The 21425-nt window shown below is 72.2% G+C and carries 14 protein-coding genes, 1 tRNA gene and 1 pseudogene; 7 read left to right on the top strand and 9 right to left on the bottom strand.

Annotated features, from left to right (window positions below):
• Positions 1-131: 131 nt before the first annotated feature.
• Positions 132-5006, bottom strand: a pseudogene (locus tag ACN268_RS02110) (type I polyketide synthase); the annotation flags it as partial.
• Positions 5007-5449: 443 nt separating this feature from the next.
• Between ACN268_RS02110 and ACN268_RS02105 the strand changes: the two are divergent.
• The 7 genes from ACN268_RS02105 to ACN268_RS02075 all read left to right on the top strand — a co-directional run bounded on the left by ACN268_RS02105 (position 5450) and on the right by ACN268_RS02075 (position 13001).
• Positions 5450-6316: a 3-hydroxyacyl-CoA dehydrogenase family protein gene (locus ACN268_RS02105; RefSeq protein WP_421481447.1), complete on the top strand. Its 867-nt coding sequence runs from the start codon at positions 5450-5452 to the stop codon at positions 6314-6316.
• Positions 6313-6582 carry an acyl carrier protein gene (locus ACN268_RS02100; protein WP_421481446.1) on the top strand — a complete coding sequence of 90 codons (270 nt, stop codon included), beginning with the start codon at positions 6313-6315 and terminating at the stop codon, positions 6580-6582. Before ACN268_RS02105 ends, ACN268_RS02100 begins: the two co-directional genes overlap by 4 nt.
• On the top strand, positions 6572-7702 hold the full coding sequence (locus ACN268_RS02095; protein WP_421481445.1) for an acyl-CoA dehydrogenase family protein: 1131 nt from the start codon (positions 6572-6574) through the stop codon (positions 7700-7702). The genes ACN268_RS02100 and ACN268_RS02095 overlap by 11 nt, the downstream gene beginning before the upstream one ends.
• Entirely contained in the window at positions 7695-8768 is a 1074-nt protein-coding gene (locus ACN268_RS02090) for an HAD-IIIC family phosphatase (RefSeq protein WP_421481444.1), read from the top strand. Before ACN268_RS02095 ends, ACN268_RS02090 begins: the two co-directional genes overlap by 8 nt.
• Before the next feature lie 74 nt (positions 8769-8842).
• On the top strand, positions 8843-9646 hold the full coding sequence (locus tag ACN268_RS02085) for an SAM-dependent methyltransferase (RefSeq protein WP_421481443.1): 804 nt from the start codon (positions 8843-8845) through the stop codon (positions 9644-9646).
• Positions 9647-9682: 36 nt separating this feature from the next.
• Positions 9683-10138 carry a hypothetical protein gene (locus ACN268_RS02080; protein ID WP_421481442.1) on the top strand — a complete coding sequence of 152 codons (456 nt, stop codon included), beginning with the start codon at positions 9683-9685 and terminating at the stop codon, positions 10136-10138.
• Position 10139: 1 nt separating this feature from the next.
• Positions 10140-13001 carry a tetratricopeptide repeat protein gene (locus tag ACN268_RS02075; RefSeq protein ID WP_421481441.1) on the top strand — a complete coding sequence of 954 codons (2862 nt, stop codon included), beginning with the start codon at positions 10140-10142 and terminating at the stop codon, positions 12999-13001.
• 90 nt (positions 13002-13091) lie between these two features.
• On the opposite strand, the gene ACN268_RS02070 is transcribed toward ACN268_RS02075, so the two are convergent.
• From ACN268_RS02070 to ACN268_RS02035, 8 genes are all read right to left on the bottom strand, one after another.
• Positions 13092-13655 (bottom strand): dihydrofolate reductase family protein, encoded by a 564-nt coding sequence (locus ACN268_RS02070; protein WP_421481440.1) that lies wholly within the window; start codon positions 13653-13655, stop codon positions 13092-13094.
• A 4-nt stretch (positions 13656-13659) separates the two neighbouring features.
• A complete protein-coding gene (locus ACN268_RS02065; RefSeq protein ID WP_421481439.1) occupies positions 13660-14139 on the bottom strand; it encodes an SRPBCC family protein in 480 nt (159 codons plus the stop codon).
• Complete coding sequence (locus tag ACN268_RS02060; RefSeq protein ID WP_421481438.1) at positions 14136-14498, bottom strand: ArsR/SmtB family transcription factor; 363 nt, start codon at positions 14496-14498, stop codon at positions 14136-14138. Before ACN268_RS02060 ends, ACN268_RS02065 begins: the two co-directional genes overlap by 4 nt.
• A 405-nt stretch (positions 14499-14903) precedes the next feature.
• Positions 14904-17063 carry a hypothetical protein gene (locus ACN268_RS02055; protein ID WP_421481437.1) on the bottom strand — a complete coding sequence of 720 codons (2160 nt, stop codon included), beginning with the start codon at positions 17061-17063 and terminating at the stop codon, positions 14904-14906.
• Between the two features lie 52 nt (positions 17064-17115).
• Positions 17116-17244, bottom strand: a tRNA-OTHER gene (locus ACN268_RS02050).
• A gap of 92 nt (positions 17245-17336) precedes the next feature.
• On the bottom strand, positions 17337-18581 hold the full coding sequence (locus ACN268_RS02045) for an MFS transporter (protein ID WP_421481436.1): 1245 nt from the start codon (positions 18579-18581) through the stop codon (positions 17337-17339).
• A gap of 146 nt (positions 18582-18727) precedes the next feature.
• Positions 18728-20167 (bottom strand): alpha/beta fold hydrolase, encoded by a 1440-nt coding sequence (locus ACN268_RS02040; protein ID WP_421481435.1) that lies wholly within the window; start codon positions 20165-20167, stop codon positions 18728-18730.
• 161 nt (positions 20168-20328) lie between these two features.
• Entirely contained in the window at positions 20329-21006 is a 678-nt protein-coding gene (locus ACN268_RS02035) for an HNH endonuclease family protein (protein ID WP_421481434.1), read from the bottom strand.
• Positions 21007-21425: the final 419 nt, after the last annotated feature.

Here is a 21425-nt window from a genome sequence, read left to right as displayed (position 1 = left end):
CAGGGACCGGGCCTCGACCTCGGCGAGCCGCTGGCGGGTGTGCTGGAGCTGGGTGGCGGTCTCGCGGAGGAAGTGGCGGAGTCGCTCGGAGTTGGTCACGGACCCTCCTCGGCTGGTGACGGTCGGCCGGCTCACGAGATCCCGAAGTTCTCCTGGAGGTAGGAGAACATCTCGTCGTCGCTGGCGGTGTCGGACAGCGATCCGCCCGCCGCCGCGCCGGCCGTCCAGTTCGCTGTCAGTTCGGACAGCCGGGCGGTCACCCGGGCCCGGGCCTCGGCGGTGAAGGCGGTGGTGTGCAGGTCGGTCTCCAGCCGGTCGAGGTCGGCGAAGATCGCGTGCGACGGTGGAGGTTCGTTCTCGGGCAGCAGGGTGTGGAGTATCTGTCGTGCCAGCAGCTGCGGGGTCGGGTGGTCGAACACCACGGTGGTCGCCAGTCGCAGGCCGGTGGCGGCGTTGAGCCGGTTGCGCAGTTCGACGGCCAGCAGGGAGTCGAAGCCCAGTTCCCGGAACGGCCTGTCGATGTCGATCGCCTGCGGCCGGGTGTGGCGCAGCACCCCGGCGGCGCGTTCCCGCACCAGCTCGGCCAGCAGGTGTTCCTGGTGCGCCGGTTCGTGGGCCGCGAGCCGTTCCCGTAGTCGGGCCGCGTGGTCCACGCCGCCGTCGCGGTCGTCGTCGGCTTCGACGAAGTTCTCCACGAACGTGCTCGGGCGCAGTGAGGTGTAGGCGGAGATGAACAGCGACCAGTCCAGGTCGGCCACGACCACGGTGGTGTCGCCGCCGGCGACGGCCCGGCCCATCGCGGTGATCGCCGGCTGCGGGGCCATGGCGCGGACCCCGACGAGGTCGAACAGGTCGCGTAGCTCGTCGGGGGTCGCGGTCAGTCCGGTCTCGGTCCAGCCGCCCCAGGCGATGGCCGTCGCGGTCCGGCCGCCGGCACGACGGCGGCAGGCCAGGGCGTCGAGGTGGGCGTTGGCGGCGCTGTAGGCGGCGTGTCCGGCGCCGCCGAGCACGCCGGACAGCGACGTCATCAGCACGAACGCGTCCAGGTCCGCGTCGGCGAGCAGGGAGTCGAGGTGTTCGGCGCCGCGTACCTTGCCGGCGACCACCTCGGCGAACTGGGCCGTGGTGAGGTCGGTGGTGAGGGTGTGGCCGCCGCTGACGCCGGCCGCGTGGACGACGGCGCGCAGCGGGAGGTCGTCCGGGACGCGGCTGAGGGCAGCGGCGAGGGCCGTCCGGTCGGCGGTGTCGCACGCCTCGAAGGCCACGGTGACGCCGCAGGCGCGCAGGTCCCCGGCGAGGCTGTCGGCTCCCGGCGCGGTGGCACCCCGGCGGCTGAGCAGGACGAGGTGCCGGGCACCGTTGCGGGCGGCCCATCGGGCGATCCGGGAGCCCAGGGCGCCGGTGCCGCCGGTCACCAGGACGGTGTCCCTCGGTTGCCACCGGAGACCGTCGGGGCCGGGTGCCGGTGCCCGTACCAGACGGCGGGCCAGCACCCGGGAGTCGTCCACCGCGACCTGGTCCTCGCCGGTGCGACCGGACAGCACGGTGGGGAGGTGGGCCAGGGCGGCTGCCTGCGGCAGTGGGGGCAGGTCGGCCAGGCCGGCCAGCAGGCGCGGGTGTTCCTGGGCCACGGCGAGGCCGAGACCCCACAGTTGGGCCTGTGCGGGGTCGGGTGTGCCGGTGGTCGCCGTGGTCGCGCCCCAGGTGAGGCACCACAGTTTCGCCGCCAGCGTCACCTGGGTGAGCGCCTGGACCAGGGCCAGGGTCAGGGCGACGCCGCCGGGGACGTCGGGCTGGTCCGGGTCGGTGTGCCGGGTCAGGGCCAGCAGCGACACCACGCCGACCACGGCCGGGGCGTCGCGCACCCCGTCGCGCAGCCGTTCGGCCACCCGCCCGCCGCTCGCGTCCTGCGGCGACAGCGTGACCGTGCGCAGGTACGCGCCGCTGTCCCGGAGCCGGGCGAGGACCCCCCGCAGGCGGTCGTCCCGGTCGTGGTCCGCCGGCTGGACCACCACCCAGGTCCCGAGCAGGCCGGCCGGCGGCTGTGGTGGCAGCGGTGTCCACGAGACGTGGTAGCGCCAGGAGTCGGCGAGCGTGGTCTCGGTCGACTGCTGACGCCAGCGGGCGATCGCCGGCAGCGCCGCCCGCAGGGTGGTGTCGTCCGGTACGCCGATGAGGTGGGAGAGCCCGGCCGGGTCGGTGCGTTCCACGGCGTCCCAGAACCGTTGGTCCGCGACGCTGGTGCGGGTGGCCGGGGTGCCGGGTCGGCGGTCGTCGGCGCCGTCGGCCTCGGGGAGCCAGTAGCGGTCGCGCTGGAAGGCGTAGGTCGGCAGGTCGACGACGGTCGCGCCGGTGAACGCCGCCCGCCAGTCGACGTCGACGCCGCGGGTGTACGCGTCGGCGACGGTGGCCAGGAACTGGCGTCGGTCGCCGCGGCCGCGCCGCAGGGTGCCGATGACCGTGGCGTCGGTGCCTGACTCGTCGATCAGGTCCTGGACGCCCATGGTGAGCACGGGTTGGGGGCTGACCTCCACGAAGAGGCTGTGCCCGGCGTCGAGCAGGGCCCGTACCGTGGCGTCGAGGGCCACCGGCTCGCGCAGGTTGCGGTACCAGTAGGTGGCGTCGAGGCCGCGGGTGTCGAGGTGGGTGCCGGTGACGGTGGAGTAGAAGGGGACGTCCGACGGTCGCGGGGTGAGGCCCGTCAGTTCCGACTCGATCTCGTCGCGGATCTGCTCCACCTGGCCGGAGTGTGCCGCGAAGTCGACGCCTTCGATGCGCCAGCGCAGCATGCCACGGGCCGACAGTTCGCGTTCCAGGGCGGTGAGGGCGGCGTCGTCACCGGAGACGGTGACGGCGGCCGGTCCGTTGACGGCGGCGATCCACAGCCGGTCCTGCCAGGGTGTCAGGAGTTCCCTGACGTCGGCGACCGGGGCGAGCGTCGAGAGCATCGCGCCGGCGCCGCGTAGCCGTCGCAGGGCCCTGCTGCGCAGGGCGACGATCTTCGCGGCGTCGGCGAGGGAGAGTGCGCCGGCGACGTACGCGGCGGCGATCTCGCCCTGGGAGTGTCCGGCCACCGCGGCGGGGCGGACGCCGTAGGACGCCCACAGTTCGGCCAGCGCCACCATCGTGGCGAACAGGACCGGCTGGACGACGTCGACCCGGTCCAGGGTCGGCGCGCCGGGCACTCCCCGGACGACGTCGAGCACCAGCCAGTCGAGCCAGGTGGCGAGGGCCTGCGCGCACTCGGTCATGGTGCGGGCGAAGACGGGTTCGGTGTCCAGCAGGTCGCGTGCCATGCCGTCCCAGTGGGTGCCCTGGCCGGAGAAGAGCAGCACCGGTTGCCGGGCGGTGTCGGTGCGGCGTCCGGTGACGGTGGCCGGGTCGGGCCGGTCCGCGGCGAGTGCTTCGAGGTTGTCGAGGAGGGTGGTGCGGTCGGTTCCGGTCACGACGGCGGTGTGTTCCAGGGTGCTGCGGGTCGTGGCCAGCGAGTAGCCGACGTCGGCGGCGTCGAGGTCGTGTTCGTCGACATGGGCGCGCAGGCGTCGGGCCTGGGCGCGCAGCGCCTCCGGGGTGCGGGCGGACAGCACCCACGGCAGCAGCACGGCCGGTGCGGGTCGGGGGTCGGTGGTGGTGGCGGGTGCCTGTTCGAGGACGACGTGGGCGTTGGTGCCGCTCATGCCGAAGGACGACACGGCGGCGCGGCGGGGGCGGTCGACGGTCGGCCAGGGTCGCTGTCGGGTGGTCAGGCGTACGGTGCCGGTGGACCAGTCGACCCGGGTGCTGGGCTGTCGGGCGTGCAGGGTGGCCGGGAGGACGCCGTGCCGCAGCGCCAGTACCATTTTGATCACTCCGGCGATGCCGGCCGCGGCCTGGGCGTGGCCCAGGTTGGACTTGACGGAGCCGAGCCACAGCGGTTGTCCGGCCGGGCGGTTGCGGCCGTAGGTGGCCAGCAGCGCCTGCGCCTCGATCGTGTCACCGAGCCGGGTGCCGGAGCCGTGTCCCTCGACCGCGTCCACGTCGCCGCCGGTCAGCCCGGCGGCGGTCAGCGCGGCCTCGATCACCTGCTGCTGTGCGGTGCCGTTGGGCGCGGTCAGGCCGTTGGAGGCACCGTCGGAGTTGACGGATGAGCCGCGCAGCACGGCCAGGACGGGGTGGCCGTGCCGGTGCGCGTCGGACAGCCGTTCCACCAGCAGCACACCGATCCCCTCGCCCCAGCCGGTGCCGTCGGCGGCGTCGGCGTACGACTTGCACCGGCCGTCCGGGGCGAGTCCGCCGTGTTGGGCGAAGGCGACGAAGCTGGCCGGGGTGGCCATGACGGCCGCGCCCGCGACCAAGGCGAGGTCGCACTCGCCGCTGCGCAGGCAGTGGGCGGCCAGGTGCAGGGCGACCAGTGAGGACGAGCAGGCGGTGTCGACCGTCAGGGAGGGCCCGCGCAGGCCGTAGGTGTAGGAGAGCCGGCCGGAGCCGACGCTGCCGGACACTCCGGTGAGCAGGTGCCCTTCGAGCCCGGCCGGGGGTGGGACGGCGGTGAAGGCGTAGTCGGTGTTGCCCATGCCGACGACGACGCCGGTGCGGCTGCCGCGCAGGGACCGGGGGTCGAGGCCGGCCCGTTCGAAGGCTTCCCAGCTGGTTTCCAGCAGCAGCCGGTGCTGCGGGTCCATCGCCAGGGCTTCGCGTGGGGCGATGCCGAAGAAGCCGGCGTCGAAGTCGGCGGCGTCGGTGAGGAAGCCGCCGTTGCGTACGGGCGGGGGGCCGGCGGCTTCGGTGCCGTCGTGGGCGACGGTGGACGGTGGTGGCCAGCCACGGTCGTCGGGGAAGCCGGTGATGGCGTCCGTGCCGGCGGTCAGCAGCTCCCAGAGGTCCTCGGGTGAGCGCACGCCTCCGGGGAAGCGGCAACTCATCCCGATGATGGCGATCGGCTCCCGCTGGCGTTCCTCCTCCGCGCGGAGCCGATGGGTGGTCCTGTCCAGCTCAGCGGTAACTCGTTTGAGGTAATCCAGCAGTTCGTCGTCGCTCACCAAGATCGAGGCTCCTCAATTGTCAGAACGCCTGATCTATGTACCCGAGTCGGACCACGTGGATCTTCCGTAATCTGACTCGCGTGACGCAGGCCACAGGACACGACGCCGGCCTCCGTTCGACCACTCCCTGTTCAACCCACCTTCGCGCGGGACACGGGTCGTACAGGAGGTCGAGCGGATTCCATTTCCGGGATTTCCCGGCAATCGCGCGAGACACGATTTCCGCCACCCACTAAATGGACGGATGAGTCATCTGACCTATGTCCGGAGATTTGTCGGATGCTAGCCTCGCTCGCGGTGGAGCCGGACGACGGAAACCGGTAGGCCGGGTCCCGGAGTCCGCCACGTCGGCAGCGGACCCGCATCGGGGCTGCGCGCCGCCGGACGTCCGCTCGGGGCGAGGATCGTCGAGGGTCGGGGGCACACGCATGGGAGTCGGGTCCGACAGCCGGCCGGTCGCCGTGGTGGGCGCCGGGGTGATGGGAACGGGCATCGCCACGACCGTGCTCGGCAGTGGACGACCGGTGGTGCTGGTCGACAACGACCCGGCGGCGCTCGACCGGGCCACCCACACGATTCCCCTCCAGCTGCGCCACGCCCGGCTGATGAACGCGGCACCGGCCGACGGGCGACCCGGCCGGCTGGTGACGGCCACCTCCGTACGGGAGCTGGGTGGGGTCTCGGCCGTGATCGAGGCGGTCAGCGAACACCTCACCGTCAAGACCGCGATCCTCGTCGAGGTGGCCGGGGCCGTCGGCACGGACGTCCCGCTCGTCACCAACACCTCGGGCATCCCGATCGACGAGTTGGCCGGGGCCCTGCCCCGACCGCACCAACTGGTCGGCACGCACTTCATGAACCCCGCGTACCTGATCGACCTGGTCGAGGTGATCCGAGGGCCGCGTACCGGCGAGGCGACCGTGGCCGCGCTCATGGCCCTGCTGGCGGGCCTGCGCCGACGCGCCGTGCAGGTGCGCGACTCGCCGGGTTTCGTCACCAGCCGGCTGCTGCACCCGATGCTCAACGACGCGGCCCGCCTCGTGGGGGACGGCATCGCCACGGCCGACGAGGTCGACGCCCTCATGCAGGGCTGCCTCGGGCACCGGACCGGCCCGCTGCGCACCGCCGACCTCATCGGTCTGGACAACCTGGTGGACTCGCTGGCGGCGCTGTACGAACGCACGGGCGAGCAGCGGTACCGGCCCTGCGAACAGTTGACGGCGAAGGTGCGCGACGGCCATCTCGGCCGCAAGTCGGGCCGCGGTTTCTACGACTACACGGAGGTACTGTCGTGACGGTGGAGCAGAGCGCGGAGATCCTCGACCCCGAGGAGACGTTGCGGTCGTACCTCACCGACCGGCTCAAGACCTCCGTCGAGGTCGGCCAGGACCTGTTCGACAGCGGGCTGGTCAACTCGCTGTTCGCGATGGAGCTGGTGGTCCACCTCGAACAGACCTTCCAGATCGCCGTGCTGGGTGCGGACCTGCGGTTGGACAACTTCCGCTCGGTGCGGTCGATGGCGGCCCTGGTGCGGCGGCTGCGTGACGACCATGGCCGGTGAACGCCGTACCACCGCCACCGCCCGCGACCTGACCAGCACGCTCATCGGCGACCGGGCCGGCGGCTGGGACCTCGCCGGTGAACTGCCCGTCGCGGTGTTACGGGAGCTGGGCCGGCAGGGTGTGCTGTGCGCCCAGGTGCCGGCGGAGTTCGGCGGGCTCGGTCTGAGCAGCGCGGACAACGGTGAGCTGACCGCACACACCGGCGGCCTGTGCAGCTCGGTGCGTAGCGTGCAGACCTCCCAGGGCATGGCGGCCTGGAGCATCGGCCGGTTCGGGGACGCCGACCAGCGGCGGCACTACCTGCCCCGGCTCACCGGCGGGCAGCTCGCTGCGGTGGCGTTCAGCGAAGCCGACGCCGGCAGCGATCTGGGCGCGATGACCACCCGCATCGAGGTCGTCGACGGTGAGGCAGTGGTCACCGGGGAGAAGGTGTGGACCACGGCGGCCACCTACGCCGACCTCATCCTCGTCGTCGGCCGGTTCGGGTCGGGGGCGGCCGTCGCGGTCGTCCCCCGCGACCGTCCGGGGGTCCGGCTGACCCGGGTCCCGCATCCGTCGGGGTGCCGCGCGGCGGGTCACGCCGACGTCCGTCTCGACGCCGTCCGCCTTCCCGCCTCCGCGATCCTCGGCGGCGGTGGGCACGACCTGTCCATGCTGGTGACCGCGATGCTGCTCTACGGGCGGATGTCCGTCGCCTGGGGGTGCGTGGGCATCCTGCGCGAGTGTCTGCGGGTGTCGGCCACCCACGTGCGTGCCCGCGCCCAGTTCGGCACCGAGCTGGCCCGCCACCAGCTCGTGTCCCGGCACCTCGCCGAACTCCTCGTCGCCGAGCAGGTGGCCAGCCGTGCCTGCGAGCACGCCAGCAGGTGCTGGGACGACGGTGATCCGGGGCTGGTCGCCGCCGTGGTGCTGGCCAAGCAGGTCAGTTCGCGCAACGCGGCGCGGGGCGCGGCGACGGCCGTGCAGTTGCTGGCCTCCCGGGCCGCCCACGACGGGAGCCCGGTGGCCCGGGCCTACCGGGACGCCAAGCTGATGGAGATCATCGAGGGCACCACCGAGATCTGTCAGCTCATCCTCGCCGACCACGCGCTGGCCACGGCGGGGAGGGCCGATGCCTGACCAGCCGGTGAAGTGTCTCGTCTGGGACCTGGACAACACGCTCTGGCGGGGCACCCTGCTGGAGGGCGACGACCTCCGGCTGCCCGACGAGGTACGTGAGGTGATCACCATCCTGGACGCGCGGGGCATCCTGCAGTCGGTCGCCAGCAAGAACGACCACGCCCTCGCGTGGCGGCAACTGGAACGGTGGGACGTCGCGGAGTACTTCCTCCTGCCGGAGATCGGGTGGGGTCCCAAGTCCGAGTCGGTGCGCCGGATCGCCGACGGTCTGCGGTTCGCGTACTCCGCTGTGGCCTTCGTCGACGACCAGCCCACCGAACGCGCCGAGGTCGCGTTCCACCTGCCCGACGTGCGCTGCTACACCCACGAGGAGGTGCCCGGACTGCCGCGCCGGCCGGAGTTCACCCCGGCGGTGGTCACCGAGGACGCCCGGCAGCGACGCCGCATGTACCAGGCGAACGTCCGACGTACCGCCGTGCAACGCGACTTCGCGGGGCCGGACCAGGAGTTCCTCCGCTCGCTGGACCTCCAGATGTGGATCGACCGGGCGACCGACCGGGATCTCGCCCGGGTCGAGGAGCTGACCCGGCGGACCAGCCAGATGAACGCGACGGGCGTGCACTACTCCGATGCGGCGCTGCGGCGGCTGCTCGACGATGCCGGCCACGAGGTCCTGGTGACCACCATGGCCGACCGGTTCGGTCCGCACGGGGCCGTCGGGGTCGTGCTGCTGGCGCGTCAGGAGGGTGTCTGGCAGGTGAAGCTGCTGGCCACGTCGTGTCGGGTGGTGCAGTTCGGGGCGGGGGCGGTGATCCTGAACTGGCTCGTGGACCGGGCCTTCGCGGCCGGCGTCCACCTGGTGGCCGACTTCCGCCCGACGGAGCGCAACCGGATGATGGAGATCGCCTACCGGTTCGCCGGTTTCACCTCCGATCCCTGTGCCTGCACGGCCGGGTGTGACCGTCCGGACGAGCCCGACACCCAGCATCTGCATCTCGTGCCGACCCCCCGGGACGCCCCCGGCACGATCCGGGTCACCGCCACCGACCTGTTCCCGGCGCGCTGAACCCGCCGGGGTGTGGACCGCCGCCCGGGGCCGGGCCGACAGATCCGATCGACTGTGAACACTGGAGGCCGTAGGTGACACCGACAGCAGACGACAACGCCACCCGGGTCGCGGAGATGTACGACGGTTTCGTCGGGGCGCAGATGCCGGCGAACCTGCACTTCGGCTACTGGTCGGACGACGAGGACCAGGTCGACCTGATCGCCGCGTCCGAACGGCTCACCGCCCGGCTGATCGAGCGGCTGACGCCCGCCTCGGGTCAGCGCATCCTCGATCTGGGGTGCGGGGTGGGTGGTCCGGCGCTCGACCTGGCCCGCTCGTACGACGTGGAGGTCGTCGGCATCACGGTCAGCGACGGTCAGGTGGCGGAGGCCACGGCGCGGGCGCAGCGGGGTGGGTTGGCCGACCGGGTGCGTTTCGAGCTCGCCGATGCGATGGAGCTGCCGTTTGACGACGCGTCGTTCGACGGTGCGTGGTTCTTCGAGTCGCTGTTGCACATGCCGGACAAGCAGCGGGCGTTGTCCGAGGCGGCCCGGGTGCTCAGGCCGGGCTCGCGGCTGGCCCTGGCCGACTGCTTCCGCCGGCCCGGTTACGACGAGCCGTCGGAGGTCGTCAACCTCATCGACATCGACGACTACGCACCGCTGCTGCGGGAGGCGGGGTTCACGGTGCTCGACCTCCGGGACGTCACGGAGCACGCGGTCTTCCCTCCCCCGGCGCAGGAGCAGCTTCGGGAGTACATCCGTCTGCATCCTGACATCGCGCGGCTGTACGGCACGAGCATCACCAACTGGCTGTTCCGGGACGAGGAGGGTGCGCACGAGCGTGGCCCGGGTGGCTTTCCGGGGTACGTCCTGATCACGGCACAGCGTCGGTGACGTTCCGCAGTAGCGGTGACCGTAGATAATGTAACGATGACCCGTCGTAACAGGAGGATCGCCGGGTGGACGGCCGGGGTGGTCTGCTCGCTGGGCCTGGTCGGCCTCGGCGTGGCGTTCGCCCGCATGGGCGTGACGGAGGCCGACAAGTGGGCCAGCACGCTCGGGATCTTCGCCACCGTGCTGGGGCTGGCGCTGACCGCCTACACCGCGGCAGCGACCCGCAGGTCCGCGTCGCACGGCGGGCCGGTCGACCGGGTCGACAACACGATCCGGGGCGGCCAGTTCGCCCAGTCGGTCGTCCAGGCCCGTGACCTGACCGTCGGCGGCCCGTCCTCCCCCGCACCCCCGGAGGCCGTCGCCGGTGCGGTGACCAACACGATCACGACCGGCACGTTCCACGGTCCGGTCGTCCAGGCCCGTGACATCGTCCGGCAGCCGCACGATCCGCCGGTCCGCGACGACGGGACCGACCCGTCCCGGGGCTTGTGACGTGAAGGGCGACGGCTTCGGGCGACGGCTCTTCGGCCGGCGGACGGAGGGGACGACCTCGAACACGATCACCGGCGGAGTGTTCCTCAACGCGGTGATCCAGGGGCACGCCATCACCGTGACCCTGCCTCCGCAGGTCACTCCCGCCGGGTTACCCCGGGCCTCGACGTCCTTCACCGGCCGGGAGACCGAGGTCGAGTCGCTGCTCAAGGAGTTGGCACCCGGTGGGGGCACCGGGGCGGGACCGGTGTCGGCGGTGGCCGGACTGGCCGGGGTCGGCAAGACCGAACTGGTCGTGCAGGCCGCCACCCGGGCACGACGACGGCCGGGCTGGTTCCCCGGTGGAGTGCTGTTCGTGGACATGTTCGGCTACGACCCGCTGCGGCGGCTGTCGCCCGACGCGGCACTGCTCGGCCTGTTGCAGGCGCTGGGCCTGCCCGGTGAGTACATCCCCGCAGGCGAGCAGGACCGCAGCGCGCTGTTCCGTAGCGTGCTGGCCGCCTACGCCGCACAGGACCGGCGGCTGCTCCTGGTGATCGACAATGCGGCCAGCGCCGCCCAGGTGACGCCGCTGCTGCCGAGCGACGACAGCACCGCCACATTGATCACCTCCCGCCACACCCTGGCGGTCGGGGCCCGGCTGCACGACTTGGGGGTGCTGGACGTCGAGACGTCCGTGCGGCTCCTGGCCGACCAGTTGGAACAGCTGCGCGGCCCGGCCGACAGCAGAGGGCACGACGAGCCGCAGGCCGCCGCCGAGATCGCCGGACTGTGCGCGGGCCTGCCGCTTGCGCTGCACATCGCCGCCGGTCTGCTGGCCGACCCCGGCACCCGTACGCTGGCCTCCCTCGCGGAGGCGTTGCGTGCCGCGCACACCCGGCTGGACCGGCTGAGCCGGGAGGACCGTGCGGTGCGTGCCGCGTTCGACCTGTCCTACCGGCAGCTGAGCCCCCTCCAGGCCCGCCTGTTCCGGCTGCTGCCGGTCAATCCCGGCCCGGAGGTCGGCACGGAGGCCGCCGCCTGTCTGGTCGACACCGATGCGCACCGGGCCGAAACGCTCCTGACGGATCTGGCCCGCGCCCACCTCGTCGAGGCCGGCCCCCGTTGGGGACGATGGCGGATGCACGACCTGGTCCGGCTCTACGCGCAGGAGCAGGCGGCCGACGTCGATGCTCCGGACGCCGCCCGTGCCAGGCTGTTCACCTACTACGTTGCGGCCACCGCCGCCGCCAGTGCCCATCTGCAGCCTCCGTCGATCGCCGCCGCGCTCACCGCGAGTTCCGTCCCACGGGAGGCGCTGGCCCGGATCGAGACCACCTACGGGGCGGCCGGGCAGATGCAACCGCCCCCGGTCGTGGCCACCTTCTCCACCCGGGAGCAGGCGCTGGCCTGGTTGGAGACCGAACGGCCCAACCTGGTCGCCGTCTGTACGACCGCGGGCGTGCACGGGCACCGCACGGCCAGCATCGGGCTGGCCTCCCTCCTGCACATATTCCTGTCGTTCCGTCGGTACCTGTCCGAGCTGATCACCGTCACCGACAGCTTCCGGGCCATCTGCCGGCAGGCCGGGGACCGGCACGGCGAGGGCATGGCACTGAACAACCTCGGCATGGCCCTCAACGAGGCGGGCCGGTCCGACGAGGCCGTCACCGCCCACACCCGGGCGGTCGAGCTCATCATCGGGCAGACCGGTGAACGGCACGACGAAGGCATGGTGCTGAACAACCTCGGCCTGGCCCTGCGGGCGGTGGGGCGGTTCGACGAGGCGATAGACGCCCACACCCGGGCGTTGGACATCTACCGTGAGATCGACGCCCGGCACAGCGAGGGCCTGGCGCTGAACAACCTCGGCCAGGTGCTGCGGGCGGTGGGGCGCTTCGACGAGGCGATAAGCGCCCACACCCGGGCCGCCGAGATCTGCCGCGAGACCGGGGACCGGCAGGGTGCGGGCATCACCTGGAACAACCTCGGCGCGGACCTGCAGGAGGTGGGCCAGCACGAGCGGGCCGTCACCGTGCACACCTGGGCCATCGACGTCTTCAGCGAGCTCGACGACCGGTACCACGAGGCCGAGGCCCAGCACTATCTGGGCTCGGCGCTGCAGATGGTCCAGCGGTTCGACGAGGCCGTGGCCGCCCACACCCGGGCCGTCGAACTCTTCGGGGAGACCGGTGACCGGCGCAACGAGGGCTTGGCGTTGACCGGCCTCGGCCTGACCCTGCGCCGTGCTGGACGGTGTGCCGAGGCGGCAACCGCCCACACGCGGGCGGCGCAGGCATACCGCGACACCGGCGACCGCGGCGGTGAGGGCGCGGCGCTGAGCAACCTCGGTGTGACCCTGCAGGACGCGGAACGGTTCGCCGACGCCACCGCCGCCTACGAACAGGCGGTGCAGGCGTACCGGGAGGCCGGTGACCGGCAGGGCGAGGGCGTCGCCACGAACAACCTCGGCAACAACCTGCGGGCAGCGCAGCGGTCGGCGGACGCCGTCGTCGCCCATCGACGGGCCGCCGACATCTTCCGGGCGGTCGACGACCGGCACCGCGAGGGCAAGGCTCTGCTCGCCCTCTGCCTGGCCCTGCTCGACACGGGGCAGGTCGAGGAGGTGCGACGCCACTACGAACGGGCGATCGAAGCGTTCGCCGGTGTCGACGAACACGAGAGCGCCGCGTTGGTGCAGCGGTGGCTCGTCAGTCTTCACCCGGGGGCGATCCCGCCCGGGAGCATTCCGCCGGAGTTCCACCAGGCGGCGTTCGTCGTGCTGATGAGGCTCGCGTTCGCCGAGGCCAGATCCGGTAGGCAGTCGTTGTGGGGCGGTTCCGGAGCTGTCCGGGACCCGTCGGACGGCAGCTCGGCGCCGTAGCTCCGCCGGGTCGGTGATGCCCTACCGGGACCGATCGACCACTCGCCGCCACCTGATCCGCGCCGCGCGACGACCGGAAGGGCTCGTCGTTCACCGTCCGAGGGGGCGGTAGCGCAGGTGTACGACGCCGTTTCCGAATCGGCGCTCCTCGAGAAGCTCAAGCTCGGCACGCATGCCGGGCGGCAGCCCTGGTTTACCCCCGCCGACGACGATGGGCAGGATGAACAGCTCGCACTCGTCGAGCAGTCCGGCCTTGAACGCCTGTGCCGCGAGGTTGGCACCTCCGACCATCAGGTCGCTGCTGGCGGTGGCCTTCAGTTCGCGGACGGCAGCGGGCTCGAAACGGCGTTCGATCCGGGTGTCGGCAGTGGAGACTCCGGTGAGGGTGGTGGAGTAGACGATCTTGCTCGCTCCCTGCCAGACGCTGGCGAAGTCGGCCATGAGGTCCGACTTCTCCGCCAGAGCGGGGTCGGTCTCCCAGACGGCCATCGCCTCGTACAGGCACCGCCCGTAGAGGAACGTGCCCACAGGCCGCAGGCATTCGGTGTGGAACGCGAACACCTCGTCGTCGATGGGCAACCAGGCGAAGGTGCCGCGTTCGTCCTCGATGTAACCGTCGAGCGAAACGTTGTTCATGTAGATCAGCTTTGCCATACCCCTACCTCTCGGTGGTCAGCTGCACATGCACCAGGTTGGCGTCCAGCTTGGTGAACGCCTGACGCCAGCCCTCCCCGCTCGGCCGCGCCAGCTGTTCGGGGAGCCACTGGCGGATCTCCAGTCGCGTCCGTCCGTCCGGGTCGTCGTGGAACTCGATGCGCAGTCTCGTCTCGAACGGCTCGATGCCCTCCCGCAGCCGCCCACTGACGCGCATGACACCGTCGATCAACTCGCCGTCGACGACGTCGGTGAGGTCGATGTGGACGTGCACGCGAATGCCGGGGTCAGCGGCGTTGACCTCGGTCCACCGTTGGAATCCGCCGGGGCGCACGTCGAACTCGATCTCGTCGCGCGGCAGCGAGTTCCCGAGCGGGCCCCACCATGCCGCCAGGTGTTCGGGATCGGTGAAGGCCCGGTAGACGAGTTTCCGCGGCGCGTCGAACAGACGCGAGATCGCCAGCTGCGGCGTCGTCGGTCTCATTCCCTCTCCTGATGGTCGTCCGCCGCCGGCTCAGCGGCCTGCATCGCGGCGAGATGGACGTCGAGGCGGGTGAGGGACGAGTCCCACGAACGCCGGTAGCGCTCGATCCAGTCGGCCGCCTCGCGCAGCGGGCCAGCCTCAAGGTGGCTCGCGCGCCACTTGCCCGACCGCGACCGCGAGATGAGCGCGGCGCGCTCAAGCACCTTCAGGTGCCGGGACACCGCCGGCATCGAGATCGACAGCGGAGCGGTGAGCTCGGTGACCGTCGCGTCGCGTGCGGCCAACGTGGCGATGATCGCCCGTCGGGTGGGATCGGCGAGCGCCGAGAACACCACGCTGAGCTGATCGGCGGCTACCATCGAGAACCCTCTCACTTAACCAACTTGTTAAACGTATAGTGCTGCAATCGGCACTGTCAACGAAGGGGTCGACCACCGCCATGCGCCGACTGTCCGATGTCGCCCAGCAGACCGGGGGCAGCGAGGCCACGGTGCGCGGGTGCTCGACGACCGTCCCGACGTGGTGACGAAGACCCGCCAGGCCGCTCTCACCGCTCTCGAATCGCCGGTGTCGCACACAGCCCGGATGGCACCAGGTGCCATCCGGGCTGTTCAGCGCCAGAGGGGGTCGACGTGCGGGGGCGGTGCCGCATCGGGGACGTCGAGGAGAGCGCGGGGGCTGAATACCAGATCCTCCGCCTGCGCGGAGGTTCCCGAATCGAACGGAATAGCAGGAAGCACCCGCATGGCCTCGACGGTCACAGCTTACCCGGGGATCAACTCGTTGAGTCGGCCCAGGGTGAACGCCTCCGATCCGTCCGGCAGGTTCTCCGGTGCCTCGATGCCGACGAAGGTGACCGGCTCGTCCGGCAGCCGACCGTCCCACGTCGTCACCTCGGCCCGCGTGCGCCACCGGTCGACGAGGTAGGACACGGTGAGGTACCGCCGCTCCATCAGTGCCCGTACCCGGTCGGCCGTGGTGAAGGTGTTCTCCTCCACCCGGTTGAACGACGGCCGTCCCGGCAGGTACAGGTGCAGCCACACCGCCTGCCAGCCGCCCTCGTTCCTGGCGAACACCAACGGCAGCGCCACCCGGCCCTGACCACGCAGCTCCGACCGGGCCCGCACCGTCCGGGCGTCGAACGGCGCGCCACCCTGGTCCCGCGCCCGGGTCTGGTACCCGAACATCGACTCGGCGACCTCGTCGAACGACTCGCCCGCATAGATGTTGACCTGCGGAACGACGTACCGTCCGCCGACGGTCAGCGGGACGTCGATGAACTCGGTCGCGCCGTTGCGCGCGTCGGTGAGGTCGCCGGAGTGCACCACGCCGTCGTGCCGGTAGTTCGTCCAGGACACCTGACCGGAACTGTGGAAGTCGTCGTCGAGCAGCAGCAGCGACAGGTCGTAGTCGGTGCGACGGCTGGTCTGCCGCCAGTACGTGAACAAGCGCAGCAGCTCACCGGAGACCGACGCCCGTGAGCCCCTGGGCAGGACCGCGAAGCCGCCCTCGGCCGCCTTGCCGGACAGCGGCAGGGCGACGTCGAGCACCTGCGGATCCACCAGCAGCGGCCGGTGCCACTGCGGCAGCCGGGCGGTGATCTCGGCGTCGAGCAGCGCGGACAGCTCGGCCACCAGCCCGGCCGGCAGCGGCGGCCGCTCGTCGGGGCCGACCCAGGCGGTGCGGGAGCGGCTCGCATACATCCGGGCCGAGGCGGGGGTCAGCCGGTTGTCGACGTGCTCCCGCAGCGAGAGCAGCACCCGGCCCGATGCCGAACCGAGCGCGCCGGTGACCGCGTCGACGACCGTGCCCCGCTCCGATGCCGAAGCCAGCCGCAGCAGCCGGTCGGCAGAGCGCAGGAGCAGGCCCGGCGCAGCCGACAGCACCGATGCGGCCGGACCGACGGCACCGGCGCGGATCGCCGTCTCGGCCCGGCCGGCGAGGTTGGGCACCCGCCGCTCGCCACGCGCGACAGTGAACACCGCCTGCGCGTGCGGCCACTGGTCGTACTCGTGCGGGTGCAGCCGTTCCCCGAGCCGCTTCCAGCGCTCCGCGTAGCGTGCGACGTCACCCAGCTTGTCCGGGTGTGCGGCGACGACCTCGTTCAGCGCGGCCAGCAGCATCCGCCGCTCCGGGCGGCGGAAGGCACGGAACCGCGTGGGTGCCGCCAGCGAGACGTCCCCGCCGGAGACCTGGCAGGCCAGACGCAGCACGTCGGTCGTCGTGTCCACGCCGACCAGCGGCCGACCGAGGACGAGCCGGATCCCGTTGAGGACGGCCCGGTTCTCCCGTACCGGGATCTCGGCCGGCTGCGCGCCGTCGGCGCAGGCCACCGCCAGCTCGCCGAGGATCGCGAGGTCGGCCTCACCGTGCGGCGTCGGGCTGCCGGCCAGGGCCAGGTAGAGCCGTGCCGTCTCCACCTCGACGGTGTCACCGAGATGCAGCAGGGTCACCCGGTCACCGGCCGTGGTGACCAGCGTGTCGTGCGCGGCCAGCAGCTCCGCGTAGGTGTGCTGGTAGGTGCCGTAGGCCGGCAGGTCGAGCAGGTTCACCGCGCCCGAGAGGGCGGCGTCCCGCAGCTGCGCGTCGGTCGCCGTGCCGCCGCCGGTGAGCACGGCCGCCCGCAGCCGGTCGACCCAGAACTCGATGGTGTCCGGCACGTCGTGCGGGAAACCGATGAAGTAGGCGTTGTGCTGGACGTGGTCGCCGGCCAGCTCGCGTACCGCCGAGACGACCGTGGCGGCGAGATCCATCGCCGGCCCGGGGGCCAGGCCGCCGAGGTGCTCCAGCAGGGCCCGCGAGGCCGAGAACCCGACGCCGAGCAGCGCCGCGTCCAGCTGCCGGGCCACCGACGTGCCGTCACCGGGCCCGGCCGTGCTCGCCGGTACGCGCAGGGTCTTCTGGATGATCAGCTTCTCGATCACGTGCTCCTCCGTTCCGGTCGGCTCTGGCGGGTGGTGACGCCCGGTGGCGCAGTGGGTCGCCGGGGACTCGAACCCCGAACCTTCCGATCCAACAAGGAGAAGGAAGCGCACCCATCGCCGCACGAGCGGAGGGCGGACGCGCTACTCAGTCGGATGCTCTAGCCAGTTGAGCTAACGACCCAGATGTCGATCATGCATGAGTCGGGTCGACACGGCCACCGGGATTCGGGTGACCGCCCCGGGGCCGGCCGGCACGTGCCGCGTCCACCCCGGCTACAGACCGGCGCGACGCAGGGTGGGGCGGGACAGGAACGCGGCGGTGGCGGTGACCGCGATCGCCGCGTGGACCAGCAGGGCCGTGGCGAGGCCGAGATGCGCGAACAGGACGCCGATCAGCAGGTTACCCAGGGGAATCGCGGCGAACGCCACCAGCGCCAGCACCGCCAGCACCCTGCCCCGGTACTCCGGTTCACACCAGGTCTGCAGCAGCGACGTCCCCAGGCTCGCGGTCACGCCGAGCAGGGCGCCGAGCGCGACGAAGATCGCCACCACCGGGCCGAGGGAGGCCGCCGCCGCCAGTGCCGCGAGCAGCGCGGCCTGGGCCACGAGCGCCACCCCGAACACCGTGCCGGCGCTGCGGCGGGCGGGTACCGCGATCAGGGTGAGGGCTCCGGCCGCGGAGCCGACGGCGAATCCGGTGAGGAGCAGTCCGGCGCCGCCCTCGTCGAGGCCGCGCGCACGGGCGAACAGGGCCAGTCCGACGTTGAGCACTCCGGCGCAGCTCAGCTCGTTGAGAAAGAGCACCAGCAGCAGCCAGCGCAGCTGGGCGTGGCGCCAGGCGTACCGTAGGCCCGCCCGGACGCCGGCCGTGCCCGGACCGCGCGGGCGGTCGCCGGTGGCGGGCTGCTCCCGAGGCGTCGCGTACGGGCGGGTGACGGCGACGGCGACCATCGAGCAGACGTACGACACGGCGTTGAGGAGCGCGACCAGCAGTCCTCCGCCGAGCGCGAGTGCGTACGCGCCGACCGGTCCTCCCGCGGCCTGCCCGCCCCGCAGCGCCAGGGAGTAGAGGGCGTTGCCGCGGACGAGGTCGTCCCTGGCCAGGAGTTGGGGTCTCAGTGCGGCCGAGGCGGGGACGAAGAACGCGCCGGTGACCGACATCGCCCCGGCCGCCAGCAGCAGCACCCACCAGGGGCCCCCGACGAGCAGGGTGACGGCGGCGGCGATCATGACCACGGCGGAGGCACCGTCACTGAGAATGATCACCTTCCGGCGGCTGTGTCGGTCGGCGACCGCGCCTCCGTAGAGCAGCACCGCCAGCCGGGGCAGGGTGGCCAGTGCCAACAGCAGCCCGGCCAGCCCCGGACTGACGGTGGTGGCCAACGTCCAGGACAGTGCGATGTACCAGGCGGCGTTGCCCAGCGAGGACAGGCCGGTCCCGGTGACGAAGGCGAGATAGTTGCCACCGAAGACACGGCCGGAATGTGGTGGTACCGGACCGTCAGGTCCAGCGGACACCGCGCTTGTCGATTCCATCGGCTCCCCCGTCGGCACGCTGTGCGAGCCACCTCCGTGTGTCGTCCTGATGCCCTGGTTCCCGGACGGCGAACCGTGTTCCCGCCCGGCTTTCCGGGTCCCCCTGCGACAGCGCGGCGCGGGCGCTGCTAGCAGGCCGTGTCGCGCTCCGGCAGGTGCCCGTGCACCAGGTATGCGGTGACCGGGCCCGTCAGGCAGGTGTCGGCCGGGCCGTTGAGCAGCGGCGCGTGGGTCCGCCTGTCCACGGTGACCAGCCGGGAGCCGGTGATGGCCCGGGCGGTCGCGATCGAGTTGGCGGGTGGCACCGAGGCGTCGCGGAGTGCGGCGACGACGAGCGCCGCCGGTGCCCGGTTGCCGGCGAGCGGCGGCGTGTTGTCCCGGCTGACCGGCCAGAAGGCGCAGGGGTTGAGGTTGGCGATCGACGGGCCGAAGACGGGATAGCGGGTGCCGAGGCGGGCCAGGTCGTGGCGGTAGGTCGCCGGGTCGCGCGGCCACGCGTCGTCGCCGCAGCGGAACGCCGTGTTGACCGCGGTGTGGTTGTCCGCCGGCACACCCGGGGTGCCGGGCAGCGGAGCCGGTCGCGGGTCGAGCGGGATCGGCGGTGGGCGGTGGGCGAGGATGGCGGCGAGGTCGGTCGCGACCACCGGCCACAGGTGCTCGAAGTACGTCGCGATGACGGTCAGGGAGCCCAGTTCGCCGGCGGTCCAGGCGTGGTCTCCGGCCACGATCGGCTCGGTCGCCGCCCCGGCGAAGGCCCGGCTGAGGGTTGCCGCGACCTCGGTCGGCGTCGCGCCGAGTCCGAACGTCGCGCTGTTGTCGGCGAGGTATCCGGTGAAGGCGGCGTAGTTGTCCTCGAAGGCCGGGATCCGGGCCAGCTCGTAGGGACGCCAGGCGAGGTCGTAGTTGACCGGGCTGTCCAGCACGAACCGGTCCGCCCGGTGCGGGAACAGGGTGCCGTACGCGACGCCGAGCAGCGCCGCGTACGAACCCCCGAGGAAGGACAGTTTCCGCTCGCCGAGGGCGGTACGGATGGTGTCCATGTCGCGGGCGGCCTGTGCGGTCGTGGCGAACGGCAGCGCCCATCCGGCGTGCCGGGCACAGGCGCGGGCGTACGCGCGGGCCTGCGCGGCGGTGTCCGCCAGGGACTGGTACGTCGCGGTGCGCACCCAGTAGCCGCCCGGTTCCTCCTCCGGCTGGCCGCAGGTGATCGGGGTGCTGCGTTCGACGAAGCGCATGTCGAACCCGACGATGTCGTAGCGGGCGAGCACCGCGGGATCGACGACGGCGGCGAGGTTCAGCGGCTCGGGGACGCCGGCACCGCCCGGCCCGCCACCGGTGGTGACCAGTACGCCGCGGCGCAGCGCCGGGTCGGTCGCGGGGAGCCGGGAGATCGTGATGTCGATCGTCGGGCCGGCCGGCCGCGCGTGGTCGAGCGGCACCTGGACGGTGGCGCAGCGCAGGCGGCTGTCGTCGACACCGGGGCAGGAACGCCAGGCGAGGGTCGCCCCGCTGGCCGGTGCGGCCGGGGCGACGGCCACGGTGAGGAAGGCGACCACGACAGCGGCCATCGCGCGCATACACGTCCCCCGACAGTAGATCTGCACATGTCTATGTCGGACACGTTAGGGCGGGTGGTCCCCGCGTCGCAACGTGGCTTTCCGACACCGCGCAGATCCTCGGCACGGCCGCCCTCCCCTGCACCGGGTCGGCCGGTCCTGCGGGCAGGTGTTCAGGAGGAGCAGGTGTCGAGCATGTTCTGCAGGGCGGATTTCTCCGACGACTGCAGTCGCAGGCCCCAGGTGTACTTCACGGTGATCCACATCTTGCCGTAGGTGCACCGGTAGGCCGACAGGGGCGGCTGCCATGTCGACGGGTCCTGGTCGCTCTTGGCCTGGTTGACGTTGTCGGTCACCGCGATCAGTTGCGGGCCGGACAGGTCGTTGGCGAAGCTCTGCCGGCGGCTGGTCGTCCAGGAACTCGCCCCGGAGCGCCACGCCTCGGCCAGGGGGACCACGTGGTCGATGTCGACGTCCGACGCGGCGGTCCAGGTCGCCCCGTCGTACGGGCTGTACCAGCGCCCCGACGTGGCCTGGCAGGAGGAGTTGACCACGACCGAGGTGCCGTCACGCTTGAGGACCTGCTCACGGGTGTCGCAGCTACCGCTGACGGTGATCCAGTGCGGGAACAGGTCCCGGGAATAGCCACTGGTGGAACCCTCGGCGGCGACGGTGAGGGCGTTGAGCTGCGACTGCGCCGTCGCCTTCGACGGGATGCCCGGCGGCGTCGCCGCCGCCGTCCCCGCGATGCCGGCCGAGAGGGCCGCGCCGACGAACGTGGCGAGCGCCAGCGTCACGGCGCGCACCCGGGGCCGCGCGAGTCCGGGCGTCTTCGTGGTCGGTCGTGCCATGCCGTGCCTCCTGGTCGCCATCGAGAGCAGATGCAGTCACCATCTTCGATGAAAGTGACGGCTGGATGGCATCATCGTGAAGAGCCGCAGAGATCGGGAGCAACGCCTACTCACCGCTGCGCCGATCTGATTACGGAGCCGGCTGGCCCACGATCGGAAGCCCGTTCCCTGCCGCGTTCACCACCGGCGGAAGCTCCTGGACCGCCGGTTGCTCCGAGCGCGCCGCCGGGCTCGGTGGCCGACGGCAGCCGTGACCATCGGCCTGCTGCCGGCCACCGAACCCGGCGCGTTGCCGCCACGGACCAGATCGCGTCCGTCGCGATGAGCGGTGTCGGATGGCGTGGGCCGGGTTCGCGGGCGGGGCGTTGGCCCGTCGCCCGCCGTTCGCCGTCGACCGGGTGATCGCCGCGCGGCTCGCG

Source organism: Micromonospora sp. WMMD735 (assembly GCF_049178995.1).
Taxonomy (GTDB): Bacteria; Actinomycetota; Actinomycetes; order Mycobacteriales; family Micromonosporaceae; genus Micromonospora; species Micromonospora wenchangensis.
The sequence above is the reverse complement of the archived record's forward strand: the minus strand, read 5'-3'. Positions and strand labels throughout refer to the sequence as shown.